The organism is Mycobacterium sp. (genome assembly GCF_035314665.1).
GTDB lineage: Bacteria > Actinomycetota > Actinomycetes > Mycobacteriales > Mycobacteriaceae > Mycobacterium.
This window is the reverse complement of sequence record NZ_DATFZD010000382.1, coordinates 1-5,499: the sequence shown is the minus strand read 5'-3', so window position 1 is coordinate 5,499 and position 5,499 is coordinate 1. Positions and strand designations below refer to the sequence as shown.

Annotated in this window: 6 protein-coding genes; 3 read left to right on the top strand and 3 right to left on the bottom strand. The window is 62.0% G+C overall.

The genetic code is table 11. From position 1 onward, the window contains the following. Window positions 1-223: 223 nt before the first annotated feature. Window positions 224-1,516 (bottom strand): TRAP transporter large permease, encoded by a 1,293-nt coding sequence (locus VKI00_RS27305; protein ID WP_324443806.1) that lies wholly within the window; start codon window positions 1,514-1,516, stop codon window positions 224-226. Then, complete coding sequence (locus VKI00_RS27300; RefSeq protein WP_324443804.1) at window positions 1,516-2,043, bottom strand: TRAP transporter small permease; 528 nt, start codon at window positions 2,041-2,043, stop codon at window positions 1,516-1,518. The genes VKI00_RS27305 and VKI00_RS27300 overlap by 1 nt, the downstream gene beginning before the upstream one ends. 206 nt (window positions 2,044-2,249) lie before the next feature. On the opposite strand from VKI00_RS27300, the gene VKI00_RS27295 reads away from it, so the two are divergent. Next, complete coding sequence (locus VKI00_RS27295; protein WP_324443802.1) at window positions 2,250-2,567, top strand: hypothetical protein; 318 nt, start codon at window positions 2,250-2,252, stop codon at window positions 2,565-2,567. A gap of 841 nt (window positions 2,568-3,408) precedes the next feature. Beyond that, on the top strand, window positions 3,409-3,864 hold the full coding sequence (locus tag VKI00_RS27290) for a lipocalin-like domain-containing protein (protein ID WP_324443800.1): 456 nt from the start codon (window positions 3,409-3,411) through the stop codon (window positions 3,862-3,864). A gap of 81 nt (window positions 3,865-3,945) precedes the next feature. Here VKI00_RS27290 and VKI00_RS27285 read toward each other — a convergent pair whose 3' ends face one another. Continuing rightward, the gene (locus tag VKI00_RS27285) at window positions 3,946-4,647 is read right to left on the bottom strand and encodes an SDR family oxidoreductase (RefSeq protein ID WP_324443798.1); all 702 of its coding nucleotides are present in this window, start codon (window positions 4,645-4,647) and stop codon (window positions 3,946-3,948) included. Window positions 4,648-5,097: 450 nt separating this feature from the next. Here VKI00_RS27285 and VKI00_RS27280 point away from each other — a divergent pair, with 450 nt between their 5' ends. Then, window positions 5,098-5,307: a hypothetical protein gene (locus VKI00_RS27280; RefSeq protein ID WP_324443796.1), complete on the top strand. Its 210-nt coding sequence runs from the start codon at window positions 5,098-5,100 to the stop codon at window positions 5,305-5,307. Window positions 5,308-5,499 lie beyond the last annotated feature (192 nt).

The following is a 5,499-nucleotide window of genomic DNA, read 5'->3' as shown; positions in this document are numbered from 1 at the left end:
GCGTCTCGCGCCACATACGTCGATAGACGCGTCGCGCTTCGCCGCAAGACGGCTAGCAGCCGCATCGTCTCCGGCTCGTCCCGCTGTCGGATGGACCAGAACGATACGCATGCGGGCATCCCCCCTCGACTGTCAGCGGATCGTGACACCCCCTCTGACCGCATAAATGGACGTGGATCAATGCGGGACGTCGGCGTGTCGGCCCGCGAAAATCGCTTGGGCCTCAGAGTCCCAGCATGCGGGGCAGCCAGAGCGAGATGACCGGGATGTAGGTCACCAGCATCAGCACGCCGAACATCACCAGATAGAGCGGCCAGATCTGCCGCATCGCCTGTTCCAGGGTGATCCGGCCGACCGCGCAGCCGACGAACAGGATCGAGCCGACCGGCGGGTGGCACAGGCCGATGCCGAGGTTGAGCAGCATGATCATGCCGAAATGCACCGGATCGACACCGAAATTGAGCATCACCGGCAGCAGGATCGGCGTGGTGATCAGGATCGACGGCGCCATGTCCACCAGGCAGCCGATGACCAGCAGCAGCAGCACGTTGATCATCATCAGGATCACGTACTTGTTGTGGCTGATGGTCAGGAAAAATGCGGTGATCTTCGACGGCACCTGCATCAGCGCCATCATGTAGCCGACCGCCGAGGCGAACGCGATCAACGTCATCACCATCGCGACGGTGCGCAGCGTCCGGTGCACCAGGACCGGCAGGTCGCGCCAGCGATAGTCGCGATAGACGAACATGGTGACGAAGAACGCCCACACCGTCGCGACCGCACCCGCCTCGACCGCGGTGAACACGCCGCCCAGGATGCCGCCCAGGATGATGACGAGCGTCACCAGCCCCCAGAACGCATCGAACACGATGCGCCCCGCCTGCCGCAGCGGCACCACGTCTCCGCGCGGATGGTCATTGCGGTAGGCGAGGAACACGCACAGCATCACCAGCGACAGGCCGAGCAGCAGGCCCGGCATGATGCCCGCCATGAACAGGCTCAGCACCGAGATCGTGCCGCCTGTGGCCAGCGAGTAGATCACCGCGTTGTGGCTCGGCGGGATCAGCAGCGCCTGCACCGAGGCGGTGATCGTCAGGTTGGTGGCGAACACGCGCGGATAGCCCGACGCCTCCATCTGCGGGATCATCACCGAGCCGATCGCCGACGTATCGGCCACCGCCGAGCCGGAGATCCCCGACAGGAACGTGGTGGCGACGATGTTGACCAGCGACAGGCCGCCGCGCAGCCGCGTCACCCCCACCAGCACGTTGGCGAGTGCCACCAGACGCCCCGCCATGCCGCCCTCGGCCATGATCGCACCCGCCAGCACGAAGAACGGGATCGTCAGCATGGCGAACTTGGACACGCCGCTGGACACCTGCAGCATCACTGCCTCGAGCGGGATGTCGACCCAACACGCCGCCGCGATCGCCGACAGTCCGAGCGCGTAGGCGATCGGCACGCCAAGTGCGACGGCGGCCAGCAACGTCCCGATGACGACCAGCGCGTCCATCAGTCGAACGGCGTGGTGGCGTGCGTGTCGCCGTGCACGCTGCCGCGCCGGTCCACCGGCCGTCCGATCGCCAGCCGCTCCAGCACGAACAGCATCAGGCACACGCCGCCGAGCGGGATCGGCAGATAGGTGATGCCGGCCGACAGCGCCGGGAACTCGGCGATCGACTGCTGCCAGGTCGTCGCGCCCAGCGAATAGCCCCACACCGCCATGAACAGGCCGACCAGCAGCACCAGCAACTCGGCCACGACGTCGACGGCCGCACCGAGCGGCCGCGGCAGCTGGTCGCGCACATAGGCGACGCGCATGTGCACGCCGAACCGGTAGCAGGCGGCGGCACCGAAGAAGGTCATCACCACGGTCAGCAGGATCGCCAGCGGCTCCGGCCACGACGCGGCATGGTTGAGCACGTAGCGCGTGAACACGCCCCACGGGATGACGAACGAGATCAGCACCAGCGAAACCCCGGCGATGCCGGCGCAGAAGACGTAAAGGGCGTCCATCGCGCGGCGCAGCGCGTGCGTCATGGGGTGCTACGCCGCATCGCGCATCCCGTCATTGCGACCGCGAGCCGAAGGCGTGGCGGGAAGCAACCCAGGGCAACACTGCAGGCGTTTGTTACGCGGCCCTGGGTTGCTTCGTCGCTACGCTCCTCGCAATGACGGAGTGCGCGCAACGGGTACCGAACCTCCGTCACAAGCGATCACTCGCTCAGGCGACCGCCTGGATGCGCTTGATCATTCGCTTCGGCATGGGCATGAGCTCGGTGCATGTCAGTACCCCCGACCGACGCGACCGCCTGTGGCTGATCAACGCCTTCGCGGTCGCGCTGCTAACCTTGCTCGGCGCGGCAGGCGAAGCGCTTGGCTACGACCGACATCTCAAGTCCAACACCACCAAGCGACGCACTCACTCGCTGCTCCGTCAGGGACGCATGCTCTACGAGCTGGTCCCGAACATGCCAGAACATCGACTGAAACCCCTGATCGAACGGTTCGCTGAAATGCTGGTGGCACAGCCGGTCTTCGGTAAGATGTTCGGTGCGATATAAGAATAAGGGGATTCCTGAGGCCCAAAAGGGCATTCGGAGCGGTATCAGACGATCAAAGGTCATCGCTCGTATTGTGAGCAAAAAGTGAAGCATTTCCGTCCAGACGGCAACAACGCGCGTGTCCAGCGTCGGTTAGAAATCGTTCTAGAAAAGTATCGGCTCGAGCACCCCCCCGGCTTTGAGGGGCTTGCCGAAGAATCTGTCGCGCTGGTCCCGTTCTTGCCGCTCTCCACGACTCCCCAGCGATAACGCCTGTGTTTGCCAACGAGTCCGGAGCGTAATGCCCTCGCCACGTTCTCGGATGATGTCGGATACACACATGTGCTCAGGCCGTCGCTCTCGAATTCAGCTATTTCGCGATGCGACGGAGACGGCCGCCTCACCGCTGATCGTCGGCTGAGTCGTCAGCCTCGCCAATCTCACAGTCGTCAACGATAAGCGCAAGGATGTTCTCCAGCCGATCCGCGTCTGCGCGGCGTGCTTGGTGGGACATTGGACCAGCGCGAGATACCACGATCCCGCGTGTGATGGATCGCCTGCGCGACGATATGAACGCCCAGAAGCAGGCCGCCGATTGATCAGCAGGTACACCACACCGATGTGGGCAGCGGTGTTCTCGTCAGCGACATGGACGTGCGTCAACCGCCTCGTGGTGCCTCTCAGGTGAGCGTTGGCGGCATGCTGGACTCGACGCAGTATGATGCCGCGACTAGCATCAGAGGGGCACCTACGCTCACCGGCGATAGGGGCAAATGTCCGTAACGGAGGTCACGCCATGCATCGAATCAGGATGCTCTGCATAACTACACTGGCAATGCTGTGCGTCGGTATCGCCCTAACTATGACCGACGCGCTGGCGCAGGGAACGTCAAAAGTCGATACGACAAAGCTTGTAGGAGACTGGACACTTGTCTCAGTCAACAACACGTTTCCAGATGCCAAAACGGTGCAAAGTTTTGGTCCGAATGACGGTATCATGGTTTTCGGAGCGAACGGCAGGTTTGTTGAAGCGCTCGCGCGCCCTGATATCCCTAACTTCGCGTCCAACAATCGCAACACCGGAAGTTCCGACGAAAATAAAGCAGTCGTCCAAGGAAGTGTGATGTTCTTTGGGACGTATACAGTCAGTGAGGACGGCACCCTGACCCTTCATATAGAACGCAGCACCTTTCCGAACTGGAATGGCACTGTTCACACGAGAACCATTACTTCTCTCACCGCAGATGAACTGAAGTGGCACAACCCCCTTGCGACAGTCGGCGGAACCACCGAGACAACCTGGAAACGCACCAGATAGAAGTAGTCGTCGAACGAGACGGCGTGATTTCATCACGATCCTGGGCGGCGCGGCGGTTGCGTGGCCGCTGCGCGCGCTTGCTCAAACTGATCGCGTGATTCCTCCATCCACGCGGATGTTTTGTCCGGTAATGTAGCCTGCCCCGTCAGACACGAGGAAGGCAACAGTGTCGGCAATCTCCTCCGTGCGACCATAGCGCCCCATCGGAATGCGGGCACGAAACTCCGCCTTTTCTGGAAGGCTATCGATGAAGCCGGGTAGCACGTTGTTCATCCGGATGTTGTCCGCCGCATAGCGGTCAGCGAAGAGCCTGGTGTACGCGGCAAGCCCAGCGCGGAACACGCTCGAAGTTGGAAAGGCCGGATCGGGCTCGAAGGCCGCGAACGTGGAGATGTTCACGATAGCGCCGGACTTCTGCCGCTGCATGATCGGCGTGACGAGGCGCGTCGGACGGACGACATTGAGGAAGTACACCTCCATGCCTCGATGCCAATCCTCATCCGAAATATCGAGCAAGGGTGCTCGCGGCCCGTGGCCTGCGCTATTGACCAGCGCGTCGATGCGCCCCCAGCGATCCACGGTTCGCTCGACAAGCTGCTTCAGGTCGTCGTTCGACTGATTTGAACCCGTGACACCGATGCCACCGAGTTCTTTGGCGAGCGCTTCGCCTTTCCCCGACGACGAGAGAATCGCTACCCGGAAGCCATCACGCGCCAATCGACGTGCGGCTCCTGCACCCATTCCGCTGCCACCCGCAGTGATTACCGCTACTTTTTCTGCCATTGAGCCTTGTTCCCTGTAGCTGCCGGTTGATGCGTTCGCTGAAGAAGTCTTCTCGGGGAATGGCTGACCGCTCAAGGTCGAGTCCCTCGTCCCGGATGATCTGTGGGTTCGTGGGGATGATTGTAAACAAGCTCTAGAATACGCACCTGACGAAGAGGGAAGCGAACGCACCCATTAGTGCAGGGACAGAGCGCCCAGTCATGACCCACGTCTACCATTATCCTTCTGGCGAGTTCGCGTTTTCGATTTATGGTGGGTACGCATATCCCGCGTCCAACGGAGGCCAACCGTCGTTCTGGGTGAATGGAGACTACTGGTATAGCTATCCACCGACCGCTGAGCCGGTGTATTGGGTGCAAGGTAGGTTCATCTACAAGTATCCAGTATCCGGCAATCCGGAGTTCTATATCCGGTGATCGGGGCGAATTTCGCACTGGCCCGCTCGACGCCATGAGTAACCGCACGCACCACGTCCAGATCACCGCCGCATGGCGGTCTGAGATGGAACGGAGGCAAGCCACCTACGCCGCGCGCCGCCAGCGCCACACCGCGACATTTCTAGGAGGAGAGCAACCGGAGCCGCCGACCGACACTGGTACGGAAAAGCGGCGCGGCGGCACCACCGTCACCGACCGGCGGCAATTCCGCTTCGAGTTTTGAACTTTGAAAGCAGGATCGGGTATGCCAGCCCCCGCGCTCACCCAGCCTTTCTACGGTTCCGCGCTGCTTTGGGTGGGTAGCAACGTGGCTATGCGGGCAGCTGCAGGTCGAGTTTCCCGGCGAGGAGGTAGACGATGGCTTTGAGGTTTCGGATCGAGCGATAGCCTCGTGCCTTGGCCTTGGCGGCCTGGA

What these genes read in the sequence shown, in the direction of transcription:
- VKI00_RS27290 (WP_324443800.1), top strand. Translation starts at nt 3,409, where the DNA reads ATGACCGACGCGCTGGCGCAGGGAACGTCAAAAGTCGATACGACAAAG.
- VKI00_RS27300 (WP_324443804.1), bottom strand. Translation starts at nt 2,043, where the DNA reads ATGACGCACGCGCTGCGCCGCGCGATGGACGCCCTTTACGTCTTCTGC.
- VKI00_RS27305 (WP_324443806.1), bottom strand. Translation starts at nt 1,516, where the DNA reads ATGGACGCGCTGGTCGTCATCGGGACGTTGCTGGCCGCCGTCGCACTT.
- VKI00_RS27280 (WP_324443796.1), top strand. Translation starts at nt 5,098, where the DNA reads ATGAGTAACCGCACGCACCACGTCCAGATCACCGCCGCATGGCGGTCT.
- VKI00_RS27285 (WP_324443798.1), bottom strand. Translation starts at nt 4,647, where the DNA reads ATGGCAGAAAAAGTAGCGGTAATCACTGCGGGTGGCAGCGGAATGGGT.